This window comes from Pseudomonas sp. P5_B3 (genome assembly GCF_056400405.1).
This window is the reverse complement of the sequence record NZ_JBFULI010000074.1, coordinates 1-24,036: the sequence shown is the minus strand read 5'-3', so window position 1 is coordinate 24,036 and position 24,036 is coordinate 1. Positions and strand designations below refer to the sequence as shown.

The following is a 24,036-nucleotide window of genomic DNA, read 5'->3' as shown; positions in this document are numbered from 1 at the left end:
GTATTTATTGAGTTCGGACATGCGAGTTATTTTTTTGTTGGACCCTAGGAATCATGCACGGTCGATCGTTAGTATTTTGCCGACGGGGCCAGTATCAACAGTGCGGTGAATACGGACCGTACCGTACACATTTAGTGCCGAGCATCAACTTGAAAGGTAAAGGCCCTAAAGGGAGAAATTTTTGAGGATCGCAATTGAGTGCGGTCACCTTGTGGTGGCCAATGGTAAGTTAGCAGTAGTAATGGAGGTAGGACCGCAGGGTAATGTGACGGTCACTGAATATGGTATTGGGACTGTATCAGTAGTCGATCTCGCGAATATCCAACCTATCCCACAGTCTCGCGACAGCGCTGAATACAATAAACGTAACGTAACTCATATAACGGAGCGCAGCGCCTCGCAAATGATACTAGCGGGCGAAAGATCATCCGTTATTGAATTATTTATTAATAAATTACATACGGCAAAAGACGCTGCGGCATTGTTAGGCGTTAAAAAAAGCGCATTCTATGAACTCGTTAAAAGATACAGCCCAGACTTAGGCCCTGTCACACTAATAAAAAATAATCCCGGCCCTAAACCAGGCAGTATGCGAACTGATACTGAAACTATACACGTTATTAAAGAATGCTATGACAAACACTATCACGGAAGATCAGCTTCGTACGCAAATGTATGGCGACAAGTACAAAGTGCATGCCATGCACTTGGGTTAATGTGCCCAAGCCTTGCAACTGTAAAAAAAATAATAAAGAGCATAGATGAAAAAGAAATATTTCAAAAAAAACATGGCAGTGATGCGACGAATCAGATTTATCAATCTCGTCCCGGCATCGTCTTTACAGACCGCCCTCTTCAAGTAGCACAAATGGACCACACACGAGTAGATTTAATACTTCGCGCAGAACATGATCGTACGAAAGTTATAGGAAGACCTTGGCTCACAGTAATTATAGACGTGCACACGCGCGTCATCCTAGGTTATTACCTGACAATGTTTGCCCCTTCACTAATTTCTGTTCAGCAAACAATGGGAATGGCAATCCTCCCTAAAAGCAGTGGTTATTTTCAGTTAGCTAGCGAATCAAATCATTATCCATATTTTGGCTTTCCCGAAAGATTATTGATGGATAACGCAGCTGAATTTCGATCTCCGATACTTGAAGCGACATTGCGAAAATATAAAATAAATCCCGAGTGGCGAATCATTGGCAAAAAGCATATGGGCGGTCATATTGAACGTTTGATCGGGACTTTCATGACCTCTGCAGTACATTTTCTACCAGGAACTACCTTCTCCAACATACAGCAGCGCGGTGACTATGACAGTGAAAAACATTCTGCTTTAACGTTTAAAGAATTTTGCACCTGGTTCGCAGGACAAGTGCTTATCTATCACGGCACTGTTCACTCTCAGTTAAAAAAATCCCCAAAAGATGCATGGGAACAGGCGTTTCGCGAAAAGCAAATCACCACGCCCGAATTGGTCGTAAATCCGCAAACGCTGTATCTAGATTTCTTACCAGAAAAAATAAAACCCGTGAGAAACAATGGAATAACACTCAATACTAGGCGATATTACACGCCGAAATTAAATCGAGTCCAAGGAAGAGGCAAGGTAATCGTAAAGTTCGATCCGTATGATTTGACCGTAATATGGGTCAATATCGAAGGGGTGTATGTGCGTGTACCACAAGTGTCTTTAGTTAGTGAGTTTTCAAGTTACGAAGACTACCGCTGCGACCGTGAGTTCAATAAGCAGGTACCAGCCGGCACAGTAACTGACGACGACGCACTCAGGCAGATTCGGACCAATAACGCATTGGTAAAAAATAGCCAGCGCGACACACGCAGTGCCAAATTGGCAAAAGCACACCAAGAGGGAGTTATACATCACAGAGACAGAAGCAAGCATGGAATTCCTAACGCCGTGTGGAATGTCCATATTAGCCATTGCGACGATTCAGTCGCTTCGGAACCGGAAGTAAACTTCTCATTAATTCCCCAACTATTCGACCAAAATGACTAATCAACCAACAGACACAAGCCACGTACGTCAATCCAGACGCCATTTATTAGACCTTTCCACAGAAGAGCGACTCATGATATGCCTACAAGATGTATTCATTGAATACCCCAACGCCCAAGCAATAATGAATGCTATGCAGTTTATGCTTCGGACTGAAAACAAGGTTCAAGCACCATGTATGTTGGTATGGGGCAGCGGGGGTTATGGAAAAACAAGCATCATAAATCGCGTAAAAGAATCAAATAAAAATCAAACTGAAAAATTGGTATTTATGAGCTTCAGGCAAAATCCGAATAACTATAATCTAAGGGAGCTTCTATTGGAGGCATTCGGGATGGAGGTAACCAAAAAGTACAGCGGATATAATGCTTCCAAAGAATTTGCGCGCACCGTCGAGCGAAATAATGTCAAGGGGATTGTCATTGATGAAATTCATGACGCTGTAACCTTATCGACAATGCAACAGAAAATTAATCTTTCATTGCTAAAAAATTTGTCCGGTGATCAATACAATCTTTGTGTCTTTGCTTTTGGCGTAGACAAGGCCAGCGAAGCTCTCCGTCTCGACCCTCAGTTAGAAAGGCGCTACTTGCAATGGCCGTTAGAAAAATGGAAATTGGATGAAGATTTTAGGGCGTTTATTGCCGCGTATGAACGCACTCTCCCATTAAAACTCCCGTCATTCTTGCACAGTCAAGATTTGGCTACTGCAATACTCAAGCAAGCGAATGGAGTCATGGACAACGTGGTAAAAATCATTCAGGTATGCGCTGCCGAAGCTATATCGTTAGGGTTAGAAAAGATCACTCTCCCCATTATAGATAATGCTCCATTTTTAGCTGCGAAATATGGGGTTTCTCTATTGCGCCATAAAAAGCGATAAAATTCAATGCCTCAATCTCATCTAGTAAATGAAATTAATCGAATTTACGAGGAGTTCAATTTACCAACTCCTCAGGTAAAAAATGTTGTGGCCGCGATAGATTCAATGCTTTCGATAAACGCTGAAAGAGGCTCATTACATATCATCCTCGGAGAATCTGGCTGTGGAGTCTCAACTGCGACAAAAATGTGCCAAGACATCCTTCTCCGTAGGTCGATCAATACAATAGTGCTTAGTCCCCGCGCCTTCAGCGATGAAAATAATCCATGGGAAGCATTGCTTGATAATTACGGCTTCACTTACCAAGGAGCGAAACTGCAATCTACGAAAAATCAAATAATCCCATACTTCATATTAAATTTAATTCATCACGCTAAAATTGACTGCATCATCCTAAATGACTTTCTAGAGGGTGTAATTACGCGGGTAAAAAAGCAGCAATTGATAAACGCCTGCCTAAGCCTAGCGCGCACACTGATGTCTATAAATATAATTATTGGCACGACGAAGCGTGCTTATGGAGCAACATGCACTGACGATATACTGACGTCCATTCATTGCATACCAGAATGGGAAAATGGCGTAGGTTTTTCATCTTTTCTGGGGCTCATTGAAAATACTCTCACTGAAAAGCATTCAATAAATATTGATCTCAGATCCCATGCTGAAATCATTTTCAAACTATGTTCAGGCAATACTGGAAATCTGTTTTACCTTCTAAAGGAACATGCCATACACGCACTGCTTACTGCCCCAACCCAGGTTCCATTATCGAATGAATTTCCACCCTTAAAGGCTACACTTCAGAACAATGCATATTTATTCAGTATTGAATCCAGTTAATGACGAGTCTTTCACATCATGGATTAACAGATGCGAAATAAAGCTTTCGCACCGCTGCATCTCTGTCGAGAGCATACAGGCCCTTATTAGATCCAAGCTTAAGTGCTACCCGAGCCTGGACCCTGACTTTTCCAAAGAAATTTTAACCTCCACAACTGTACATAACGTAATTAATGCTAGCCCCGAAAAAGTTTGGAATCACTTCCGCTCTCATTCTGAATGGATAATTCCATATTCTGTCACTCAGTTTGCATGCAAGGCGTGCTTGATCGATTCTTTGGCCGATCAACAATGTCTTGTTTACAAAAAAAGATGGAGATATCTCGCCAACCCTATTTGTGACATCCATAAGTGCTTGTTAAACGAGCTACCATATGGAGACCGCTATCACATCCATGTTTTATCCCGCGGCCTTACTCAAACTCACAAGTGCAGGCTAGATGAGCCAAATCTTCAAATAGTTGTTTTGCTTGCGCTTAAGTTTCAGAAATTTATAAATAACCTGGAAATCTCAACAACGTTTACTGATCATAAGACTCAAAAGGCACTAAAACTTTTGATCGAATTATTTCTTTGCGCTGGAGAACCGAGAGGGCTCGCTTGCAGAACTCTTTCGCGATCATCACCCCAGCGCGGTGCATTTAAATATTTTGGAGGTCGCGCATTAATGATGATAGGTCCATTTTCATGCTCGGCGTTCGAACGGATGTGCGCGCTAATATTAACAGGGTGCATTATCGGATTTTATTCAGAGCGTGATTTGCAAATATTAACATTTATTTCGAATGAGTTTGGATTGTTATATGGATGGTCCGCATACGACATAGGTAAGCACAGTAATGTTTTTGTCGACTTAGAGCGCCCTGGCATTTTACGTCGCCTGATAGACCTAATACCATTTATCCCCGCTAGCCAGTATCTAAACTTTATCGATGGATTCAAAAATGGCTGAGAATTTTTATAAGATAGATCTTCAGTATTTAAATCTCGGCCTTGTCATTACAGATAACTTCGGCATTCCATGTGCAGAAGTGTATATTCTCTACGCAACCATAAAAAAAACCGTAATTGCTTATAGCCTGCTTAACAGCAGGCCCAACAGGCAATCAACCAATTTGCTAAAAATTCATATTCGTGAAAACCTAAAAGTCCTTGACACATGGATGGAAAATCCTATCGGCTACAGCCATTTTTTCAGGTGCTCTCCTTGGGATCCTTACCAACCAAAACAAATGGTGATAGATCATAAAAAGTACAGTGCGTTGAAAATAAATTTATCAATTGGTTCGGATTACTTCCTAGATGCATTATTAGATATCCCACCCGAATACCTTAGCCCGTTGCTAAGCCCTTGGAAATTCTCACCCAATCAAGCGATGAGATTGGTTCAAAATCAAATCAAACAATATAACCTCTCAATCTCAACAAAAGCTGAGGAACCCTTATTCAGTATTTGCAGGAGCGACGATGCCCCTACAACCATGTCGAATCAGCCATTGATAGATTCCGATGTTAAAGTCTAGCAACAAACATCGGCTATCAACTTGGCTTCTTGAGGCAGTTCTATCCGTTCAATACGAACGTTAGATTTTAATCTCTTCATTGGCCTATTTCTGACGCTATCTAGTCAATTGATCCTTCCACCGACGCGATAGATGTTGGGCGAATAACCCTGCGACACAATCTCTATCCAGCTCAGCATCTCTCGCACATATATCGCCCAAATCCGCGTCCCACACGTCGACAGAATCCAACCACCTTTTTCCCAGTAGTTTTTTGAAGCTCTMGGTGAGTAACAAGATCCGGACGTCGTGCATTTTTTGGAGGTCACTGATGGCGCTTTTGTGTGTGCCTGATCCACCTCTTCACATGGGGGTGGGGAAATATGCTGTGTCGCTTTTCTATTCAATAGTGGCTTAATGGTTGGCGCGGTATGCATACTTAATACTCGGAAAAACGCCTGAATATTCTGTTGATTTTCCGGTAAACTGCTAAAAGATAATCGGAAACGCTAATTAATCAATGAGTTAAGGGATTCCGGTTATTGGCGGACGGTCACAAAGTACCCGGAAGTAATTCTCCGAAATCCGAGGAACCCAATTTTTCCACCATACCAGCACTGGAATCCCTACAGTGATGCTTTCCCCGAAAACCGCTACGCCCGTGACTATCTGAGAACCATTGACCCGGCATGCAAACCGTTCATTAATGCTGAACTCTGCGCATGGTATCTCCGATCGATAGCGCCTTCGTGGCGCTTAGGTCGGACGGATTTCAACGTAGCGACCCATAGCCTGGAATTGATGATGAACTGGAGTTTCCTGAAAGGCATTTCGCTTCTCAGGTGGACTGACCGGCAATTTATCGAATATATCCATTTCCGCCTTGATCCCCCGGAAACCTGGATCGGCTCTAAGGCTTGCCCACGATTTGTTAGTGATCCTGCCTTACCTTTTAGCGAGTGGAAGCCGTGTGAAAGGTGGCGGCTATCTGTGTGGTCATGTACATGGCCATTGCGAGGCATACGAAACTCAAAGACGCGGCTTGGGTGTCATGGGGCGACTATGATGCAAGACAGCTTGAGCGCGATGCTAGATTTGCTGCGTGCCCTTCCCTTCTCGGAGGCTTGCCACATTTCAATGCCAGGAAATGGCATGCAGGTTTATATGACAATCGACCGAAAAGACTTAAGCAAACGGTAGAGTCGCTGGCTTGGTTTGGTTTGGTTTGGTTTGGTTTGGTTTGGCACGGTACCTATCACCGAGGGATAGACATCGATTATTTTCGACTCTCTACCGTGCTATAACGCTGAACTTCAAACGACGGAAAATGCATCTCGAAAGTGCTCAACGAAAGCCGCGACCAGAGTGGAATCGCGTTCGTGATGGGCAAGAACGACCTCACTTTCACAACCCTCATCTGTGATATCAATGGCATGCAAGGAAGAAGCATCAACCATCGAAACGGGAAGTAGAGCTATGCCGAATCCTGCTTGGATAAGCAATGATTGCGTACTTTTTAACGAATAAACCTGCGCTGACTTCGGCGCAAATCCTGCACGAGCGCAAAGCTCAAATGAAAGATAACTAAGCCCACCGCGTTTTGGATGTGCTATCGAGACGAATGACTCGTCTCGCAACTCGGTAAGTGATATGGATTTTCTTGATGCCAGATGGTGGCTAGGCCCAACTGCGACGACAACTTTCTCACGAAACAGGGTAAGAAGCTTAATGTCATTTAATTGATGCAAAACCGGCAATCGAAACAATCCAGCATCAATGCGATTGTCAACTAAATTAATCAGCTGTGTTTCTGAAGACTCCTCCGACACTTCAATATGAACATCGGACATGCCCTCAAGATAAAGCCCGAGCACATCTTTTAAATTTCCTATAAGCGGAACAGTGCTGGCATGACCAAGTCGAATAGTACCACTTTGACCGTTGCCTACCGAAATAGCCAGTCGAGCTGCGCTATCGACGTCAGTTAAAATTGATTTGGCCCTAGGTAAGAAGGCTAACCCAGCATGTGTTAGATGGGGCTGTCTTGCGGTGCGCTCGAACAAAAGCGTACCAAGGTTACTTTCTAGCTCCTTCACTTGTCGACTTAGCGCTGATTGAGCAATAAACAATCTTTGCGCTGCGACACTGAAGCTTCCATGTTCCGCGATTTCTACAAAATATCGCAACTGCTTCATTGATATCATAACAGCTATGCCAAAATGTGATCAGTAAGATGTCATTTCCATATTAGTGGTTTTTTGCCATGTTGGGTAGGGTAATGAAACAACATGTAACGGAAATGCCGACAATGCCAGATGCTTTTCTCCACGCCCCTTTCGACAATACGACCTTGGTAGTAATGTTCGTTACCATCAGCTTGGCATACATAATTTTTTCTATTGCAGGTTTTGGAACGGCACTGGTAGCGGGGCCTGTGTTAGTGAATTACATGCCTCTGTCGCAAGTGATCCCTTTACTGGTGCTCCTTGACTGCGTGGCTGCATTTGGAAAACTGGCGCGTTCTCATCAGCATGTGGTGCGCATTGAACTCGCTAGGCTGCTGCCATTCATGGCCATTGGTAGCATGGCTGGCATAGCGGTGCTCCTAAAAACTAAATCTGACGTTTTAATKCTCGCGATGGGGTGTTTCGTAACCTTGTACGCGTTGTATATGCTTACAAAGCCTGTACGAACTAGTTACATATCTGCGGCTTGGGCAATGCCCTTGGGTATGGGCGGCGGCCTGTTTGGCGCCCTTTTTGGTAGCGGTGGCTTCCTGTACGCAATATATTTGAACGGCAGGATAAACACCAAAGAGAAAGCAAGTTCCACTCAAAGTACATTGATAGGAATTAGCACGCTCGTACGCATTTCCATGCTCACCATAGCGGGAGCATACGCCGACCTTGCGTTAGTTGTGACTGCGATCTACTTATTGCCAGCTTTAATGTTAGGCCTTTGGGCTGGTGATCACATCTCATTTAAAATGTCTCGCAATACGTTCACGAAGCTAATAAATATCATCATATTGGCTAGCGGCATTACTCTCATGTATCGAGCCTATCTTGGCGGCAATTAAAAATACATCAGGCGCGCTTGCCTGGAATTAACTATTTAAAGCGAGGTTTACAATTGAAAAGCTCTCAAGCTCTACGTGATCTATTGAGTTCAGGAAAAACCATTATGGCTCCTGGTGCCTATGACGGCCTGTCGTCAAGACTAGTCAGCCTGGCTGGTTTTGACGCTGTGTATGCAAGTGGTGGCGCTATCGCTAGATCTGCTGGGTATCCAGATATCGGCTTACTGAGCTTTACTGAAGTTATCGAGCGGATTGAGAAAATTGTAGAAGCCAGCGATATTCCCGTTATCGCAGACGCTGACACTGGATTTGGTGGTACTGCCAACGTGCAACGCACCGTGAGGGCACTGGAACGCATCGGTGTAGCCGGCTTCCATCTGGAAGATCAAACATTCCCTAAGCGATGCGGGCACTTGGATAACAAGTCGCTTATTGATACCGAAGAGATGTGCCAGAAGATAAAAGTGGCGCGTGCTAGCTTGCATGACACTAATTGCCTAGTTATCGCTCGCACTGACGCGATAGCAATTGAAGGTTTCGAAGCAGCGCTTGTTAGAGCACAACGTTACGTTGATGCGGGTGCCGACATGATTTTTGTAGAAGCGCCGGAGACGCTGGAGCAAATTCAGATTATTGCCCAACGGATTCCTGGGCCAAAACTCATGAACATGTTCTATGGCGGAAAAACCCCACTCGTTTCTCTACAAACACTTGCAGAACTTGGTTATCAACTTGTCATCGTGCCATCGGATCTGCAACGGGCAGCCATCCATGCTATGAAAAAAACCCTGGTTGAACTCAAACGCTCAGGGGATAGCCATGCAATGTCGGCTGAATTAACGAGTTTTTCGGAGCGCGAGCTGATAATTCAAACTGAAAAGTATCTGGCACTGGACGACTTGTAAAAACAGCTTTGTAAGCAACATGCGCTAAAAACAAGGAATGACATCATGACCGGTCAAGCTGCCAGCTGAATCAGCATCTCCTCAGCCCTGCGGGTGCCCTGGATGGTGGTCCACTGTCGCCGTGCCTATCAGGCTTTACCACCACTTCCAGCCATACGTCGCAAAACCTCTGGATGTCCTTTGGCACAGTGCAGGATAACGGCACCGACGTGCCCCGTGATCAAGATCAACATTGTCCAACCCAGCAAACTGTGGAAGTTGCTTCCCAAGTCAATCATCCATTGAATCTTCTCCCCGTTAAATCCATCCATCACCGTTAGGCCAAACGCCGAGAACGCCCGGCCTGATCCGTATTGACGGAGAAGCCCCAGGAAGGGAATCAAGAACATGAAGCCGTAGAGCAGCAGATGCCCCAAACGAGCGCCAATGTTCAAGCTCGGTGGACGGGCGTGTCTGTTCAATAGGCTCCAACCTGCACGCAGCAGAAGCAGTATCATCAGTAACAGACCGACCGGCTTGTGAGTCGGCCACATAAACTTTTCAAACGCAGACTCAGCAAAAAGATAGTGCGCGCCGGCTGAGCAATATATCCAGGCAAAAGCTGCAGTCATCGCCCAGTGCAAACCGCGACTGATCGTGTCATAGCGGTGCTCCGTGTCAGTTATTTCAGCTGTATTTCGCATATTTATCGTTTCCTTGTATTGAAATACTCGACTTTTTTTGTATTTTCCTGTGATCAAAGGCATCTGTTTGGGGCCGATAGGCGCAGTCAACGGGAGAAACATTGGGTACAGTTGGTCATGGGAGCGTCGGTTGTGATTGAGGACGACACCCGATGACCGCGAATGCATCGCGACAGTGGGGTGGCCATTGTATTCTGGTTGATTCAAGGCCCGAACTGGATAACTGTATCCTCCGGTATCAGTTGTCACCTCTCCGGGTTTTCCTACAAACGCATATCGGGTGCGCAAAGAGACTGGTCAGATCAGTGTCCGGGATGAATATATTGAGCGCTATCTCGTGCGTTATCGCCAACACCTGCAACTCTCTCCCCTACCCTCGCCGCAGGAAAAGGCGCCATTGATCACGACGCTCAAAATTTCCTTTAGAACAAACGTTGGCAGATTTGGCCTGCGCCAGTCAGGCCGCTATCAGCATGGTGCTGTCGCAGGCGGAAAATCTAATAGCCTTTAGACCGGTCAACCACATTCAACAGAGGCATTCCCTCACCCTCTCTTCGCAGATTCTCAACAATCACCGCCACACCACCTTCAATCTGCACATCGCTTGCAATATGAGGAGTCAGGAGCACTCGAGGGTGTTTCCAGAGTGGGTTGTCTTGAGAGGGAGGCTCTTGTACCAGTACATCCAGTACGGCACCTCCCAGACGGCCTTCATCCAATGCACAAAGCAAAGCCTTTTCTATAACGTGGGCGCCGCGTCCCACGTTAATCAGTCCAGCTCCATGAGGTAGACAATCGAGCTTCGCCGCATTGAGTATCCCGTCTGTTTCGGGAGTCAGTGGCAACATGTTCACAAGGATGTCGCACTGCCCTAAAAACGCCTCCAGTTCGTCCGGGCCGACGTAACAGCGACCACCTGGCACCTCCTTCAAAGAACGATTCCAGCCACTGAGCTGAAATCCCAATGGCTGAAGGCGATCAAGCGCGGCACGTCCGAGATTGCCAACCCCCATGACACCAACACGCCGCTGTGAAGCGTGCACGATTGGTCGAGGATGCCAGCGACCACTGCGCTGATCCTCTTGGTAAGCGAGGATGTCTCGATGCAAGGCAAGAACACCAAACAGAACATACTCGGCCATGATGTCAGCCATCGAGCTTTCTACCAGCCTGATTAGCGACACGTGAGCAGGCAAACGGGCCAGATCGAACTGGTCAACTCCGGCCCCGGCAGCGTAGAGGAGTCGAAGATTACCAAACTGCTCCGCAATGTCGGCAAGAGGCTCCCAAGCCAGGATGTAGTGCACCTCTGCCGGGTTACCGATATCAGGCCATTGGCGGAACTCTAGTTGAGGGGCGAGCGTTGACAGGCAAGCTCGCCATTTCTGCGCATCGGCGGGGTCGGCCATGTATAGGATGCACATTGAAAACTCCCTATTCGCCTTTCAGATGCGCATAGCTATCAACGAAACGCTTAAATTTGTGTTTGCCACAAGTGTACGCTTCATACTTTGCGGGTAGAGCCTCACTCACGCAGGTTGGCACGGGCTCAACAACCGCATCGAAATCCAAATCAATAAAGAAAGGTATTGAATAGCGCTCTAGACCGCTAGTATTTATGACGCGATGCATTGTCGAGGTGTAGCGATCGTTGGTGAGGGTTTGAACCAGATCACCAATGTTGACGATAAAAGTGCCTTCAACTGGTGGGGCAGTAACCCACTCCCCTGCACGGTTCCTGACTTGCAAACCGCCAACTGCATCTTGGGATAGGACCGTCAAGAAACCATAGTCCGTGTGTGCCCCAATACCGATCTCCTCTTGGGAAACCCTTCCGATCTGGGGCGGGTAACGCAAAATCCGCTGAATCGTGATGGGCTTACGCTGAAGATGTTCAAAGTAATCTTGTGGTAAACCCAAACTCAGCGCGATCCCGCCAATAAGCATTCGCGAGAGCGCCAATACAGAGGAATGATAAGCCTCGGCAACCGTTTCGAATTGCGGCAGTCCGGACGGCATTTGATTAGGGCCAAAAAACGGAGAAACTTCGTCGTAATGGGCGCCGTAATCAAAGCACTCTTTGAAGTCGCGCGTATTAGCAGGATCTACGTTTTCCGCATACATCGGGATGTAACCACGTAGCGTAAGCCCGGAGTTCACGATGTTAAGTGTGTTCTTCTCTTCGGATGGAAGCTTGAAAAAAAGTTTGGTGAGCCTGTACATCTCGTCTATCAGTTGCTGCGAAACGCCATGGTTTTTTATATAAAAAAAACCCACCTTTTCGCACGCTTCGCCTATCTGGCTTGCCACCCGCAGCGGATTTTCGCCGTTTATGAGTGGCGAAATATCTATGACCGGTATTTCAGTGAAGGCAGTTTGTTTGCTGGCCAAACGAATATCAAATAACTCAGTCACGCTTCTCTCCTTTCTAAATGGATGACGGACGCGGACGAGCCACATTCGTCCTTGTTTGGGCGGATGTTAATCCTGGTTTTTTTGGCACGCAAGCAAAATGTACACCTGTGTCATCAGACATTGACACAGGTGTACATTTATCCTAATTTCAAGTCACCGAGACTGATCAAGCCCACTTTGGAGCGCACCACGATGTCCAGCGATCCCTTGCTGCAACCCTATAAAATCAAGAATCTGACCCTCAGAAACCGGATCATGACCACCTCCCATGAACCGGCCTACCCTGTGGACGGCATGCCCAAGGATCTCTATCGCGCCTACCACGTGGAGCGCGCCAAAGCCGGTGTCGCCCTGACCATGACCGCCGGTTCCGCTGCCGTATCCCGAGACAGCCCGCCGGTGTTCAACAATGTGCTGGCCTACAAGGACGAAGTGGTCGGATGGTTGAAGGACCTGACCGATGAATGCCACGAACATGGCGCGGCAGTGATGATCCAATTGACCCACCTGGGCCGCCGTACCCGCTGGGACAAGGCCGATTGGTTGCCGGTGGTGTCGCCGTCACACCGCCGCGAGGCATCGCACCGCTCTTTCCCGAAGAAAATGGAGGAATGGGACATCGAGCGGATCATCAAGGACTATGTAGACGCCGCGGAGCGCATGAAGGCGGCGGGTCTCGATGGTCTGGAGCTTCAGGCCTACGGGCATTTGATGGATCAGTTCTGGTCGCCGTTGACCAATGACCTCGACGGCCCTTACGGTGGCTCGCTGGAAAACCGCATGCGCTTTACCTTCGACATCCTGCGTGGCATCCGCCAGCGGGTAGGTGAAGATTTTCTGCTGGGAGTTCGTTACACCGGTGATGAAGAATTACCCGGCGGCTTCACTGCCAGTGAGGGCATGCAGGTTTCTCACATGCTCAAGGACAGCGGACTGGTCGACTTCCTGAACGTCGTGCGCGGTCACATCGATACGGATGCAGGGCTGACCGATGTCATCCCGATTCAAGGTATGCGCAACTCGCCCCATCTCGACTTCGCTGGCGAGATCCGCTCGTCGACAGGCTTTCCAACCTTCCACGCTGCGAAGATTCCCGATGTCGCCACCGCGCGCTACGCGATCGCCTCGGGCAAAGTGGACATGGTGGGCATGACCCGCGCGCACATGACCGATCCGCACATCGTGCGCAAAATCATCGAGAAGCGCGAAGAAGACATTCGCCCGTGCGTGGGCGCCAACTATTGCCTGGATCGCATCTACCAGGGTGGCGCGGCCTACTGCATCCACAACGCAGCGACGGGGCGGGAAACCACCATGCCGCATGACATTCCCAAAGCCGCCGTCAAGCGCAAGGTGCTGGTGGTCGGTACCGGCCCTGCCGGGCTGGAAGCGGCGCGGGTCGCCGGTGAGCGCGGCCATGACGTGACGGTGCTTGAAGCGGCTGACCAACCCGGTGGGCAGATTCGTCTGACTGCGCTGAGCGAGCGTCGTCGCGAGATGATCAGCATCATAGATTGGCGAATGGCGCAATGCGAACGGCTGGGGGTGAAGTTTCACTTCAATACCTGGGCCGAAGCCGACACTGTGCAAGCCTTCGAGCCAGACGTGGTTATCGTTGCGACCGGCGGCCTGCCGGATACCGAGGTGCTCCGCGAAGGCAACGAACTGGTGGTTTCAACCTGGGACATCATTTCCGGCGACATCAAGCCCGGTCGCAACGTACTGATCTTCGACGATGCGGGGGATCATGCTGCCCTGCAGGCTGCCGAGGTCATCGCGCAAAGCGGTGCGAGAGTCGAAATCGTCACCCCTGACCGCTCGTTTGCACCTGAAGTCATGGCCATGAACCTGGTGCCCTACATGCGCAGCCTGCAGGACCTGGACGTCACCTTCACCGTGACCTACCGGGTCGATACAGTGGAAAAACGTGATGGCGGGCTCGTTGCAACCTTTGGCAGCGATTACGGACAGGTTCACAAGCAGCGCGTGGTCGATCAGGTGGTCGTCAACCACGGCACCCTTCCCCTGGACGACTTGTACTTCGACCTGCGTCCTCTCTCCACCAATGGCGGCGCGGTAGAGCAGCATGACCTGATCGCTGGCACGGCACAGAACATCGTCACCAATCCCGAAGGACGCTTCCAGCTGTTCCGGATCGGCGACGCCGTGTCTGCTCGCAACACCCACGCGGCCATCTACGACGCTTTACGCCTGGTGAAAGAAATCTGAATCCTGATCTACATGCAGTGAAGGCCCTTCAGCGGGCCTTCACTGTATATCCCCTGCCCTGGCTACATTCCCCGCCGCGCAACCTCAGCGCCTGCCTTCACTGCCCGCCCGACAATGGACTCGATGTTTTGATCGACCATCGACTGCAGCGCTGCTGCCGTCACGCCACGGTAAGCCATCAACGACTCAATCATTTGCTGCGGATCGCGACTGGCAAGCATCTGGCCGCCCCCCACCACCACGCCTTGTGCAGCGCGCTGCGCAATGGCAAGGGGAATTCCCGCAGCCACCGCCTGATTGATCAGTGCCATTTGCAACATTGCCGGGAAAGCCGGCCCGGTCCCCGACAACGCACTTAGGTAATCAATGCAGTCTTCATCAGGCACTTCGTCCGCCGAACCTACGCACTCGAACAGTCGCTGCACCCACTTGCGGTCGCGTTCAACAAGGTTTCCGGCACAGTACCAGGGCGTAAACGACAGCCTGATTTCCACGGCCGCATTCGGCATGGCCCGCACCACTACATCCGCACCGGTGGCCGCGCTGATGGCTGCCGCCGGAACTCCGGCCATCAAGGAAATCACCAGCTTGCCGCGGGCGTTGATCTGCAGTTCACGAAACTGCTCCGGTCGGATGGACAGCACGACAATATCGCTGAGGTCCACCAACTGCTGGTTGTCGGCCAACAGTTCCACGGCTGGCTCGAAGGTACTGACGCCTGAGCGGTTCGAGATCAACAAATGGTCAGGCTTGATGAAACCGCTATCAAGGAGCGCCTCGGCAATTGCACGCCCGAGCCAGCCGGTGCCCCCAATGATGCCCAGAGTTCTATTCTCCATCGGCAGGGGACTCCTCGAATGTTTCTGCCAAGGGTACGAAAACGCCGGGTTCTTTTTCCGCGTAGCCAAATTTTCCATAAAAGCGGTCCAGCTCGCGCCGCTTCGGTACTTTGCCGGTGAACACGCTCACGTACTGAGGAATCCGTCGAAATCGAACGACAATATCTTCATTGGTTTTCATGGAGATGTAGCCGATCTGCGTGAGGTAGATGGTCCTGGCCCGAACATCGGCCCCCTCGGCGTCGTAGCCAAACCGTCGGAACATCGCGGCCAGGGCATTCATCCGCGCCTCGTCGGCTAAAGCGATTTCAGCTTTGACCTCGTCCGATTGCAGCGCCCAACTGCGCACGGCAAATTCGAACTGCGAGTCGAACAGTTCAGGGTTCACCCAGCATTCGAAGACGTTGAGAATCGCTTCGGAAATACTTTCTGCGTAACTCTCGCATTGGCTGACCATACCGCCGGTGTTCTTGTCCCGCCATCGAGCCAGAAGTGCCGCGAGCAGCTGTTCCCGATCTTCATAGAACCAATAGAAGCTGGTACGAGATAAATTCAAGCGTTTGGCCAGCGGCATCACCCGCACAGCATCCACCCCCGACTCTTTAAGAGCTTCGTAGGCGGCGTCCAGCCAGACATCGACGGAGYCTCGCCAGCCTGCGTCTTGCGCTTTGGTTTTCGCCCTTCCTGTCTGTGACATCCGGGTTGCACCTTTAATCTGAAAATTCTTCCCCACTGTACACCCCACGATCTGTCACGTACACGGCATGTACATGGGCGTACATTTTCGAGACATTCGTAGAGATGCATACCTCCAGTAAGCATCGGAACCGACGCTGGGCGATTATTCGGAGCATGCCTGGAAACAGGTGGTGAGTGGGTGCTAAATGCTCTCGCCGGGTGTTGATACCAGGCGTAGGATCGATACGATGACTGCTAATAACACGTGGTTGGAAGGCGACTTCCAACCAATTCTGCACTCACACGCAAACGCAAGACATATACCGCCGCACTGTAAGGCCGCGCGCCCCTTCGCAGTACAAGGGCCGTGTTCTCACAACAACAAAAGCGAGGTGAAAACATGTCTGGTAATCGTGGTGTCGTGTATCTCGGCGCAGGCAAGGTCGAGGTGCAGACCATCCCCTATCCGAAAATGGAAGACCCACGCGGCAAGCGCATTGACCATGGCGTGATCCTGCGCGTGGTTTCGACCAATATCTGCGGCTCCGACCAGCATATGGTGCGTGGCCGGACCACGGCCCAGGTCGGGCTGGTGCTTGGCCATGAGATTACTGGTGAGGTGATCGAGAAAGGCCGTGATGTGGAAAACGTGCAGATCGGTGACCTGGTCTCGGTGCCGTTCAACGTCGCCTGCGGCCGTTGTCGCAGTTGCAAGGAACAGCACACCGGCGTCTGCCTGACGGTCAACCCGGCGCGCCCCGGCGGTGCCTATGGCTATGTTGACATGGGCGACTGGGTTGGCGGCCAGGCCGAATACGTGCTGGTGCCTTATGCCGACTTCAACCTGCTGAAGCTGCCCGACCGCGACAAGGCCATGGAGAAAATCCGCGACCTGACCTGCCTCTCCGATATCCTGCCGACCGGCTACCACGGCGCGGTGACCGCCGGTGTCGGCCCTGGCAGCACGGTGTATATCGCCGGTGCCGGTCCCGTCGGCCTGGCTGCTGCCGCCTCCGCCCGTTTGCTGGGTGCGGCGGTGGTGATCGTCGGCGACGTGAATCCGCTGCGTCTGGCGCATGCCAAGGCCCAGGGCTTCGAGATCGCCGACCTGACCCAGGACACTCCGTTGCACGAGCAAATCGCCGACCTGCTCGGTGAGCCGGAAGTCGATTGTGCGGTCGATGCGGTCGGCTTCGAAGCCCGTGGCCACGGCCATGACGGCGCGCAGCACGAGGCCCCGGCCGACGTGCTCAACGCGCTGATGGGCGTGGTGCGGGTCGCCGGCAATATCGGTATCCCCGGTCTGTATGTCACCGAAGACCCGGGCGCGGTCAACAAAGCCGCCAAGCATGGCAGCCTGAACATCCGTTTCGGCCTCGGCTGGGCCAAGTCCCACAGCTTCCACACCGGCCAGACCCCGACGATGAAGTACAACCGTCAGCTGATGCAGGCGATCATGTGGGACCGGATCAACATTGCCGAGGTCGTCGGCGTACAGGTGATCAGCCTGGACGACGCGCCGCGCGGTTACCACGAGTTCGATGCCGGGGTGCCGAAAAAATTCGTCATGGATCCGCACAAGCTGTTTAGCGCCGCCTAAGGAGTTGGTTGGGAAAAGGGCAGCTTTGAGCTTAATGCCGATCAGTCAAGGCGTTGAACGCCGCAATCCTTGTGGGAGCGAACCTGTTCGCGATGACGGTGGCACAGTCAACACTTGCTTTGCCCGACAATCCGCCATCGCGAGCAAGCTCGCTCCCACAGGTTTTTGAGCTGCCCTTTTTTATGGATCATCCAGGAAACCCACCACACATTGATTACTTCATACACTCAGGTACGTTCACGCCTTCGCTTTAATCGCATACAGCCCACCGATAATCACCAGCGCTGCGCCGACAACCACCCAGGCATCAGGGCGCTCGGCAAAAACGATCACCCCAATCAACGTGGCGAACACCAGAAGCGCATAGTTGAAAGGCTGCAGGGTAGAAGCGGTCGCGTATTTCAGTGCTTGAATGAGGAGAATCTGAGCGACTACTCCCGTCAATGACAGGATCCCCATCAAGAGGCCCTGGACCGGAGTTGGAGAAACCCATGCGGGCAGCCCCACAAATGTGATCGTCAGGGCACCCACACTTGCCATAAAAAGCATGTTCGTCGCAAAGGAATCGTGCTGGCTAATTCGGCGCGTCAGTACATTGAATACTGCAAACCCCAAAGCAGACAGCAGGGGAATCAGCGCTGCCAGTTCAAAGACGCCCGCGCCTGGTCGCAGGATAATCAGTGTCCCGGTGAACCCTATGGCAGCCGCGATCCAGCGTCGTAGCCCGACAAGCTCTCCTAGCAGCCCCCCTGCCAATGCCAGAGTCATCAGAGGGAATACCGCATAGAGAGCGTGCATTTCAGCCAGGCCTAAATAGCGCAGCCCGACTCCGAACAGTACTATTTCACCCACGGCTAACAGCGCTCGAATGATTTGGAGCCAAGGGTGCTTGCTCCGAAACTGTTCCTTGACCCTACCTTGGTAGGCGGCATATCCGAAGGCAAATACGACAAACACCCAATAACGCACCATGACCAACTGGGCAACCGGGATGTCTTTGACCAGCACCTTGGTTATTCCGTCCTGGCTCGCGAAGATAAGCATCGAAAGCAGGCATAGGAAAATCCCGAGTTGGGGCCTTGTGACCCCAGGACCAGCGGCGACRGTGGGCGTAGTCAAGTACGCCGTGTTTTCTGTTTGACCGCTCTTCAATCGCACTTCGGTCATGCCCTCCTCCTTAAAATTTCAGCGACTCCGGTTTGGAGCGTTACAGCAGCCCGCAGTCGCGGTTAAAGACCAGCACTCACTGAGGATTGATCAGGCATTCTTTATTTCACCAGCCGTGTTTCTTTCGAAGGCCGGTAACCAAAATACGAGCTGTAGCATTTGCTGAAATGGCTCGGTGAAACAAAGCCGCATGCGACCAGCACATCAACCTGAGACAGCTCTGTGTGCTGAAGTAATCGCCGTGCTTCGGTAATGCGCAATTCCAGGTAATACCGTTGCGGCGTGGTACCCAGTTGCTCTTTGAACAAGCGCTCTATTTGTCGACGGGAACGTCCGGCATAGACCGCCAGTTGGTCCATTTGCAACGGTTCTTCCAGGTTGGCGTCCATCAGTTTGACCACCTCTTTGAGGGGGGCGCTCAACGAGATGTTTTGTGTCGGTTTGATACGCCGATACCGTGACTCTTCGAAAGACAGAATGTCTTCGATGCCCTCGACAAGCGCCTTGCCATGCAGCCCTTTGATCCACTCGAGAGCCATATGATAAGCACCCGCCGGACTCGAAGCCGTGAGCCGGTCTCGATCCATGACAAATGCTTCACTGGTGACATGCGTTACTTTTGAAATTTCTGCGAGCGCAGGTCGATGTTCGGGATGAATCGCACAACGATACCCCTCAAGCAAACCTGACACGCCCAAAAACCACGCCCCATTCCACAGCCCGGCCAGGGTAATACCCAGTTCCGATGCCGTTTTAAGGATGCTGATCAGCTCGTGATTGACTTTGAGTTCAGTGCGATAGCCGCCGCATATGACCAGCAAATTCAGGTCTTTGAGTGCTGCCACGTCCAAACGCGCATCCGGTCGAATGATCAGGCCAAGGTCGCTGGTAACCTCTCCGTCCTGCAACCCGAAGGTTCGTGAAGAGAACAACGCAGGACGCAAAAGGTTGGCGGTGACAATCGTATCGAGCGCTTGCGTAAATGCAGGCAACGAGAAGTGTTCGAGCAGTAAAAATCCTGCCCGGGCATGAGCCGTCGGCTCGCTCCGACTCTCTTCCAGATAGCGCAGGTTTTTACCTTTCATACACCCGCTGAAATCTCGTCGTTCGATCACTTTACGCCTCGCTTATTTACTCTAACGAATGCAGCCTTTGTGCAAACCACGGTTGAATCCGCGCTTGCGAAGAATCAACCGCTGGCGCCGTGACCGTACTGTTTATGCGAGCTGGAACCCGTGGGCCAGAGGGTCTTTGTCATCGACAAAAATAGTGTTGTGACCTGTCACCTCAGCCCAGCCGCTGATACTTGGATTCATGCCGTCGAAGGTTCCGACCTTTACCGACGCCTCCACTTTTCCTTCGTAGATTGTACCGATCAGACTTTCGAGTCGATAAACGTCGCCGACGTTCAGTTGCCCCTTTGCGAAAAGCTGAGCCATCCGAGCTGAGGTACCGGTACCGCCGGGAGAACGATCAATAGCTTTATCACCGTAGAACACTGCACAGCGGCCATGCACGGTTCTGCTCTGTGGATTGTCACACCAGATGATGTGATGAACACCACTGATTCTGCTGTTCTCTGGATGCACAGGGTCACAAATGGCAGAGAGCGCTGCGCGCAACTTCTGGCTCAACCCCACGATGTCAGCCGTCGTCTGCCCTTCGAATCCAGTCCAGCACTCCTGTAGTTCGACCACCGCATAGAAATTCCCGCCGTAGGCGATGTCCACCGTAAACGTACCAATACCAGGTACTTGCACCACCACATCGGCGCTGTGCAGGTAGCTGGCTACGTTGAACAAGCGAATCGACTCAACAAATTCGCCGCCCAGGGTGTATTCGGCATCGACCCGTCCCGCCGGTGTTTCAATCGCCAGTTTTCCCGGCTCGCGAGGTGTCACCAAGCCCTCTTCAATGACCACGGTCGATAATCCGATGGTGCCCGCTCCACACATCGGCAGGCAGCCACTGACTTCGATAAACAACGCACCGAAGTCGCAGTCGTCACGTACCGATGGATAAATAATGACGCCAGACATGATGTCGTGTCCCCGAGGCTCGAACATCAATGCGGTGCGTACCCAGTCGTGGTCACGCACGAAAATATCGCGTCGCTCCGCCATCGATACGGAGGGCATCAGCGGTGCTCCGCCCGCTACAACCCGAACCGGGTTGCCGCACGCGTGCGAATCAATGCAAAAAAAGCTGCGCCTCATACTGATGCCCTTTCAAAGGAGTTTGCTGGGGGAGTGACGCTGCAACGCGCCCCGTGACAGTCGATCCAACAGCAGCGCAATAGCGACAATGGCCAGGCCCGCTCGAAGGCCTGATCCCATCTCCATCCTGGAGAGGCCACGGGTAACTTCAGCCCCCAGGCCGCCCGCCCCCACCAAGCCTGCCAGCACCACCATCGCCAGCGACATGAGGATGCATTGGTTCAGGCCTACCAACAGTGTGGGTGCAGCAGTCGGCAGTTCAATTTTGAACAGAATGTCTTTAGGTGAAGCACCGGATGCCTGGCCCAACTCAAGGAGATCCTTGGGCAGTTGCTTGAAGGCCAGGGTCGTCAATCTGAGCATCGGCGGGATGCCGTAAACAATCGTTGCGATGATTGCGGGCACCCGTCCCAAGCTGAACAGCATCACTGCGGGGATCAGGTATACCCAGGGCGGCACCGTTTGCATGATGTTCAGAATCGGCAGCAACGCTTCATCTATACGCTTCACCCGGGCGGCCAGAACCCCCAGCGGGAAGGCAATGGCAACAGAGATCAGGACCGACACGCTGACGAGCGCAATCGTCTGGATGGACGCGCCCCAAAGGCCAGCGAACAAACAGAAAACCAACATCAGCGCAGCGAAAACAGCGACTCGTTTATTGGCAAAAAAGAAGGCCGCAACGACGACAATACCGATGAACAAGTACGGATGGGGAGCAAGCAGCGCCCCCTCCACTGCACCGAGTACCGCCTCAATGACCTGACTTATCCCTTTGAACAATCCATGTAAATTAGTGTTCAGCCAGTCAACGGCGGGAGCCAGGTAATCGCCTGGAGAAAATTGAATGTGCGTTGTCATTGGGAAGCCCTCACCCGCGCCTGTGCAGCACTCTGCGCCAGACGATCCAGGATCATGGTCAGGATAACGATAGCGATGGCCGCGTTGATCGACTTGGCGATATCCAACGTACGGATGGAACCGTAAATCGCCTCGCCCAAACCACCCGAACCCACAATGCCGGCGATGACGACCATACCGAACGCCATCATCAGGCTTTGGTTGATACCGGCCATGATGCTGGGCATGGCGAACGGTAAGCGGATCTTGAAAAACATCTTCATTCCAGTCACGCCGCTGGCATCTCCCAACTCGATGAACTCCTTGGGTGTCATGCGAATACCCAGGGAGGTCAGTCGTAGCGCAGGGGGAAGCGCGACGATAAAAGTCGCCAACAGCGCCGTGGCAGGGCCGTAGCCGAGCAGTGCAATGGCCGGCAGCAGGTAGATGTAGGGCGGCATCGTCTGGATCAAATCCAGACAAGGATCAACCACGCGATCAAAGGCCGGCGCCAGACCGGCAATGACCCCCAGCGGAATGGCGACAACCAGTGCCAGGACAGTCGCAGTGAGCACCAGGGCAAGCGTGCTGACTGTCTCTGGCCACAAGCCGATGACGTCGCAAAACAACAAGGCCAAACCTGCAAGAATTGCAAAGCGAACGCCAGCCAGACGCCAGCCAATCAACGCCATGACAATCGCTACAACGTAGTGCGGTGGATAGGCGATACACCACAGCACGCCTTCATAAATGCCCTTCAGCACCGCATTGACGGCATCGAACACGAACTCGCCATTGTCCGAAAGCCATTCCAGTCCTGTATCAATGGCGGTATCAAACTGACTGGAAAAATCCGGCGTGCTCATGCGGACGCCTCCATCGCACCGGCGGTTGGTACTGGCGCCAATTCGTTGGGAATACCTTGAACGCCACGCAGCAGATCACGAGGCGTAATGATCCCGACCACTGTTCCGTGATCGACGACGGCAAGCGCGTCGCGCCTGGACTTCATCGTCAAGCTGATGAGTTCATCGATATCGGCGTCAAGCGAGGTTTGGGTGAGCCTGGAAATATCGCAAGTCGGCTGTGCAGCCTTGTAGGCCTGGACAGACGTCATGACCGAGTGAGCCTTGACCAGATGCAATCGGGAAATGCCGGCGACGAATTCCGCCACGTAGTCGTCAGCCGGGTTGAGCACGATTTCCTCGGCGGTGCCAACCTGAATGATGGCGCCATCCTTCATGATCGCAATACGGTCACCGATGCGGATGGCCTCGTCCAGGTCGTGGGTAATAAACACCGCGGACTTGCCCAGCTCCTTGGTCAGCTGGCGGAACTCATCCTGCAACTGTCGGCGAATCAGCGGATCAAGCGCGCTGAACGGCTCATCCATCAAGATTATTTCCGGGTCGGCGGTGAGTGCACGCGCCAGTCCGACCCGTTGTTGCATGCCGCCGGACAGCTCGCTCGGATAGCGTGAAGTCCACTCGCTCAATCCAACCTTCGCCAGCGCCTGCTCGGCCACTTTGTAACGTTCAGCCTTGCCCACACCCTGCACTTCCAGGCCAAACGCGGTGTTCTCAAGAACCGTACGGTTAGGCAACAAGGCAACGCTTTGAAAGACCATACCGATGTGACGCGCCCTCACCTCTCGCAGTTGTGCCGGCGACAAGGATGAAACGTCCTTGCCTTTGACCAGCACCTTCCCCGAGCTCGGGGTGATCAGCTTGTTCAACAACCGTATAAGGGTGGATTTGCCACTGCCGGACAAACCCATGATGCAAAAGATTTCCCCCCGGCGAACCTGGAGGCTGACATCGGAAACTCCGACCACACAGCCATGGTTTTGCAGGATCTGGGTCTTTGAAAGACCCTGCTGGACAACCGCGTCCATGGCTGCCGGTGCATTTTTACCAAAGATTTTCCAAACCGACTGGCAATCTACCAGCACTTCGTCAGTATTAATTGTGGCCATCGTCATTTCGCAATCCATCGAACCAGTTGTTTGCTGGCTTCTCTAATTAATCAAAGGGCGGCAGTGGCAAACAAACCAAACTCAATAGTTCTTGATATTCCCCCAACGATTTACAAGATCTGTATGGCTATCTATCCAGCCCTTGATAGCCTC

At 51.5% G+C, this 24,036-nt stretch carries 20 protein-coding genes; 8 read left to right on the top strand and 12 right to left on the bottom strand.

Going from position 1 to position 24,036, the window contains the following annotated elements:
- The first annotated feature begins 181 nt into the window (after nt 1-181).
- The 4 genes from AC1DRN_RS27660 (at nt 182) to AC1DRN_RS27645 (ending at nt 5,278) form a co-directional block, all read left to right on the top strand.
- Nucleotides 182-2,029, top strand: a complete 1,848-nt coding sequence (locus AC1DRN_RS27660) for a transposase (RefSeq protein WP_477786858.1) — start codon at nt 182-184, stop codon at nt 2,027-2,029.
- A 73-nt stretch (nt 2,030-2,102) separates the two neighbouring features.
- Complete coding sequence (locus AC1DRN_RS27655; protein WP_458238540.1) at nt 2,103-2,912, top strand: TniB family NTP-binding protein; 810 nt, start codon at nt 2,103-2,105, stop codon at nt 2,910-2,912.
- A 6-nt stretch (nt 2,913-2,918) separates the two neighbouring features.
- Complete coding sequence (locus tag AC1DRN_RS27650; protein ID WP_457265851.1) at nt 2,919-3,755, top strand: hypothetical protein; 837 nt, start codon at nt 2,919-2,921, stop codon at nt 3,753-3,755.
- Between the two features lie 944 nt (nt 3,756-4,699).
- On the top strand, nt 4,700-5,278 hold the full coding sequence (locus AC1DRN_RS27645; RefSeq protein WP_457265850.1) for a hypothetical protein: 579 nt from the start codon (nt 4,700-4,702) through the stop codon (nt 5,276-5,278).
- Between the two features lie 1,292 nt (nt 5,279-6,570).
- On the opposite strand, the gene AC1DRN_RS27640 is transcribed toward AC1DRN_RS27645, so the two are convergent.
- Nucleotides 6,571-7,461 carry a LysR family transcriptional regulator gene (locus AC1DRN_RS27640; protein ID WP_223457929.1) on the bottom strand — a complete coding sequence of 297 codons (891 nt, stop codon included), beginning with the start codon at nt 7,459-7,461 and terminating at the stop codon, nt 6,571-6,573.
- A gap of 74 nt (nt 7,462-7,535) precedes the next feature.
- Between AC1DRN_RS27640 and AC1DRN_RS27635 the strand changes: the two genes are divergently transcribed.
- A complete protein-coding gene (locus AC1DRN_RS27635; RefSeq protein ID WP_477786857.1) occupies nt 7,536-8,336 on the top strand; it encodes a sulfite exporter TauE/SafE family protein in 801 nt (266 codons plus the stop codon).
- Between the two features lie 17 nt (nt 8,337-8,353).
- A complete protein-coding gene (locus AC1DRN_RS27630) occupies nt 8,354-9,241 on the top strand; it encodes an isocitrate lyase/PEP mutase family protein (protein ID WP_457265849.1) in 888 nt (295 codons plus the stop codon).
- 128 nt (nt 9,242-9,369) lie between these two features.
- On the opposite strand, the gene AC1DRN_RS27625 is transcribed toward AC1DRN_RS27630, so the two are convergent.
- The 3 genes from AC1DRN_RS27625 to AC1DRN_RS27615 all read right to left on the bottom strand — a co-directional run bounded on the left by AC1DRN_RS27625 (nt 9,370) and on the right by AC1DRN_RS27615 (nt 12,339).
- Nucleotides 9,370-10,014 (bottom strand): cytochrome b, encoded by a 645-nt coding sequence (locus AC1DRN_RS27625; RefSeq protein WP_457265848.1) that lies wholly within the window; start codon nt 10,012-10,014, stop codon nt 9,370-9,372.
- 407 nt (nt 10,015-10,421) lie between these two features.
- Nucleotides 10,422-11,333: a 2-hydroxyacid dehydrogenase gene (locus tag AC1DRN_RS27620; protein ID WP_457265847.1), complete on the bottom strand. Its 912-nt coding sequence runs from the start codon at nt 11,331-11,333 to the stop codon at nt 10,422-10,424.
- Between the two features lie 25 nt (nt 11,334-11,358).
- Nucleotides 11,359-12,339, bottom strand: coding sequence for an isopenicillin N synthase family dioxygenase (locus AC1DRN_RS27615; RefSeq protein WP_457265846.1), 981 nt, complete (start codon nt 12,337-12,339; stop codon nt 11,359-11,361).
- Between the two features lie 192 nt (nt 12,340-12,531).
- Between AC1DRN_RS27615 and AC1DRN_RS27610 the strand changes: the two genes are divergently transcribed.
- Entirely contained in the window at nt 12,532-14,568 is a 2,037-nt protein-coding gene (locus tag AC1DRN_RS27610; protein ID WP_150714494.1) for an NADH:flavin oxidoreductase, read from the top strand.
- Between the two features lie 62 nt (nt 14,569-14,630).
- On the opposite strand, the gene AC1DRN_RS27605 is transcribed toward AC1DRN_RS27610, so the two are convergent.
- Complete coding sequence (locus tag AC1DRN_RS27605) at nt 14,631-15,407, bottom strand: pyrroline-5-carboxylate reductase family protein (protein ID WP_457265845.1); 777 nt, start codon at nt 15,405-15,407, stop codon at nt 14,631-14,633.
- Entirely contained in the window at nt 15,397-16,104 is a 708-nt protein-coding gene (locus AC1DRN_RS27600; protein WP_477786856.1) for a TetR/AcrR family transcriptional regulator, read from the bottom strand. The genes AC1DRN_RS27605 and AC1DRN_RS27600 overlap by 11 nt, the downstream gene beginning before the upstream one ends.
- Nucleotides 16,105-16,485: 381 nt before the next feature.
- Between AC1DRN_RS27600 and fdhA the strand changes: the two genes are divergently transcribed.
- Nucleotides 16,486-17,685 carry a formaldehyde dehydrogenase, glutathione-independent gene (gene fdhA / locus AC1DRN_RS27595; RefSeq protein WP_150782973.1) on the top strand — a complete coding sequence of 400 codons (1,200 nt, stop codon included), beginning with the start codon at nt 16,486-16,488 and terminating at the stop codon, nt 17,683-17,685.
- A 237-nt stretch (nt 17,686-17,922) separates the two neighbouring features.
- On the opposite strand, the gene AC1DRN_RS27590 is transcribed toward fdhA, so the two are convergent.
- The 6 genes from AC1DRN_RS27590 to AC1DRN_RS27565 form a co-directional block, all read right to left on the bottom strand.
- On the bottom strand, nt 17,923-18,852 hold the full coding sequence (locus AC1DRN_RS27590) for a DMT family transporter (protein ID WP_223457913.1): 930 nt from the start codon (nt 18,850-18,852) through the stop codon (nt 17,923-17,925).
- Between the two features lie 101 nt (nt 18,853-18,953).
- Nucleotides 18,954-19,967 (bottom strand): GlxA family transcriptional regulator, encoded by a 1,014-nt coding sequence (locus tag AC1DRN_RS27585; protein ID WP_223457911.1) that lies wholly within the window; start codon nt 19,965-19,967, stop codon nt 18,954-18,956.
- 102 nt (nt 19,968-20,069) lie between these two features.
- Nucleotides 20,070-21,068 carry a 4-hydroxyproline epimerase gene (locus tag AC1DRN_RS27580; RefSeq protein ID WP_457265843.1) on the bottom strand — a complete coding sequence of 333 codons (999 nt, stop codon included), beginning with the start codon at nt 21,066-21,068 and terminating at the stop codon, nt 20,070-20,072.
- A 12-nt stretch (nt 21,069-21,080) separates the two neighbouring features.
- Nucleotides 21,081-21,929 carry an ABC transporter permease gene (locus AC1DRN_RS27575; protein ID WP_457265842.1) on the bottom strand — a complete coding sequence of 283 codons (849 nt, stop codon included), beginning with the start codon at nt 21,927-21,929 and terminating at the stop codon, nt 21,081-21,083.
- Complete coding sequence (locus tag AC1DRN_RS27570) at nt 21,926-22,774, bottom strand: ABC transporter permease (protein ID WP_457265841.1); 849 nt, start codon at nt 22,772-22,774, stop codon at nt 21,926-21,928. Before AC1DRN_RS27570 ends, AC1DRN_RS27575 begins: the two co-directional genes overlap by 4 nt.
- Nucleotides 22,771-23,889 carry a quaternary amine ABC transporter ATP-binding protein gene (locus AC1DRN_RS27565; protein WP_457265840.1) on the bottom strand — a complete coding sequence of 373 codons (1,119 nt, stop codon included), beginning with the start codon at nt 23,887-23,889 and terminating at the stop codon, nt 22,771-22,773. The genes AC1DRN_RS27570 and AC1DRN_RS27565 overlap by 4 nt, the downstream gene beginning before the upstream one ends.
- Nucleotides 23,890-24,036: the final 147 nt, after the last annotated feature.